At 35.2% G+C, this 1,609-nt stretch carries 1 protein-coding gene; it reads right to left on the bottom strand.

Going from position 1 to position 1,609, the window contains the following annotated elements:
• Positions 1-425: 425 nt before the first annotated feature.
• Complete coding sequence (locus WBN20_RS11770; protein ID WP_424281818.1) at positions 426-887, bottom strand: hypothetical protein; 462 nt, start codon at positions 885-887, stop codon at positions 426-428.
• Positions 888-1,609 lie beyond the last annotated feature (722 nt).

The following is a 1,609-nucleotide window of genomic DNA, read 5'->3' as shown; positions in this document are numbered from 1 at the left end:
CAATCAAATTATAGTCGATTTGGTCGACGATTATTTCATTTACGCCTGTGGGTTCAATATCGTCACCGCTACAACTGGAGAGTAGGGCCATAACAAATATTGTCAATAGAAAAGGGGCATTTTTCATTTTGAATTAATTTTGAGAGTTATTTTCTTACACAAAGTTAAGAAATAATGGTAAAATTTATTAAAATAAAACAATTTATTCGTCCAGATAGGTTAATATTCCGCCAATTGGAAAATACAAGCAATATATGCTTATACATCTGATCTTTTTTGGTTTAAATTATGTATAATTCCAGGAATAAACTAGCTATCCATAAGTTACAAATTTCCGACTCACATTAGAAGAAAAACGTATAAATTATAAAACCCTGAGCTTTTTTAAAGCCAGGGTTTGATTCTATTTTATATGGAAGGGATACTTAATTTGCGTTGGTCCCAATATCGGCTATTGCAACAACTAAATCAGGATTATCAGGACTATCCTGAATACTTACATGACCATCTAAGTTTAAAAGCTTATCAAAATCAATCGGGGTACCATCATTAAGCTGTGTTACCACTGTAGTACTCACGGCACAGGTACAGGGTTCTAAGGTAATTAAAATAGGCCCACCTTCAGCAGCACTATTAAGGCGGACGTAGGCAGGGTGTTCTTCGGTGTTGGTGTTGTTTAGCTCAATTAAAATTGTGGTATTATCATTACTATCTCTGGTAAGGGTAGCAGTTCCTGTAATACCTGAGCCATTGGCGGAAACCAGGTTGTACGCAAGCTCATCCACAATAATTTCATTTACTCCGGTAGGTTCTATACTATCGTCACTACCGCAACTTGAGAGTGCAGTTAGAGCAACAAAAAGTAATAAATAAAGGGCTTTTCTCATTTTCTTTTTTTAAATGTTCAGTTTCTTAGACGAATTTATGTCAAACAATTAGCAAGTTTGACCATTGAATTGATTTTTTCGGTGAGATGTATTAATATATCGTTTAAGGTAATTTTAAGAGTTTGAAAGAGTATTCATCTGACATATGTAAGAACCGGATTTATTCCTGGTGTATTTATGCCGTGGATGATTTATAAAGTGTGCGAGATTATGCGGTTGGGAATAATACTAAGATGTTTAATTCAGAGAAGTTTTTGAACATACTATAAAGGAATGGCAGGCGAGTCCTTAAAAACTCTATTTGACATACGACATCTTTGTAGATCATCCGGTGGATGAATTATAAAGTGTGCGGGTTGATACAGCTGGGAATATTTCTAAGATTATAGCACCTAGAGAGGCGAGACCTCAAAAAAGCTATTTGACATAATATAAATTATGGTTCAAATATGGTTATAGTGTAAAACGGCGTATACTGCCGTATTTGATATAATTGTAGATATAGTAACACGCAAGTGTTCTATATCGTCGCAGCCGCATCAGCTCGCCGAAAAAAGTAATTACCCACTGGGCAATCACTTTTTCTCGCGTATGTCAAAGCCGTTTTACTGTAATGTTCGTGCATATTCGTAAGCTATAATTCTATTATATCAAATATCCCTCAATGTTTCGTCAATTGAGCGAATTATGAACAGGGTCATTAAACTTGTTCAGCGGTATGC

Source organism: Eudoraea sp. (genome assembly GCF_049665975.1).
Classification (GTDB): Bacteria; Bacteroidota; Bacteroidia; order Flavobacteriales; family Flavobacteriaceae; genus Eudoraea.
This window is presented reverse-complemented; position numbering and strand designations above follow the sequence as displayed.

Coding starts and splice junctions, on each gene's coding strand:
- WBN20_RS11770 (WP_424281818.1), bottom strand. CDS start 887: ATGAGAAAAGCCCTTTATTTATTACTTTTTGTTGCTCTAACTGCACTC.